This is a genomic window from Kistimonas scapharcae (assembly GCF_039540975.1).
GTDB lineage: Bacteria > Pseudomonadota > Gammaproteobacteria > Pseudomonadales > Endozoicomonadaceae > Kistimonas > Kistimonas scapharcae.
Genome location: NZ_BAABFL010000201.1, coordinates 1 through 846 on the forward strand (window position 1 = coordinate 1; position 846 = coordinate 846).

Sequence of the window (846 nt, forward strand, 5' to 3'; positions counted from 1 at the left end):
CGTTTTGTGCAAAAACTGTACTCTGTTGCCAAAAGTACGGCCAGCTTGCTCACATTCCCAAGGTTAAGCGGGATTTAAGGTACGAGAGCGGGAATGCTGTCTTCCAGTATTTTTGTAAGTATCCTGTCTTTATCAGCCCACAATGCACGATACCGATCGGCATTGTCACTCGCAAAACAGACGCGCTTCGCCCAGGAGTGATAATTAAGAAAGGTGATTTTTTTCTGAATTGCAGGTATATCCTGCGCATAGCGGGCTGTCAGATCGCGGAGGTAATTACAGAGGGTGATATTGAATGTCACCACAAGAATTGTTTTTCCCTCGCGCAATAAATTGGCGGCTCTTGCTGCCAGTATGAGGGATTTGCCGGAACCTGCAGGCCCCCGTATGCGGCGATAACCTGATTTTGTCCGACTGGTTGCCAGCTTTTCCTGTATTGCGTCCAGTATTATTGGTTTTCGTTGATCTGCCTTGTGGCGGGGTTCGTACAGCCATAGCCGCAAATCTTCGGCTAATTCGTCAGTCATGAAACTGCCGCTGGCATGGGTAATCCTCCCTGTTAAGGTTTGGATATTGCCTTTGGTAAGCGTATCCATGCCGATAACAGGGAAGTAGGTTTTCTGGCTATCATCCTTCCATCTCTGTAATGGTGGCATGATAAAGTCCAGCGCCTCTGCATCAGTGCAAAATGGCATAACCAGTGCCGTTGCAATACATCGACAGCGGTTGGCATTTTCAAATTTTTGTCCCAGCCTAGGCAAATACAGCCTTAAATCCCGCTTAACCTTGGGAATGTGAGCAAGCTGGCCGTACTTTTGGCAACAGAGTACAGTTTTTGCACAAAAC

At 47.5% G+C, this 846-nt stretch carries 1 protein-coding gene; it reads right to left on the reverse strand.

Annotated features, from left to right (window positions below; genetic code table 11):
- Positions 1–74: 74 nt before the first annotated feature.
- On the reverse strand, positions 75–846 hold a 772-nt coding region (locus tag ABD892_RS10420; RefSeq protein WP_345195558.1), incomplete at its 5' end, for a hypothetical protein.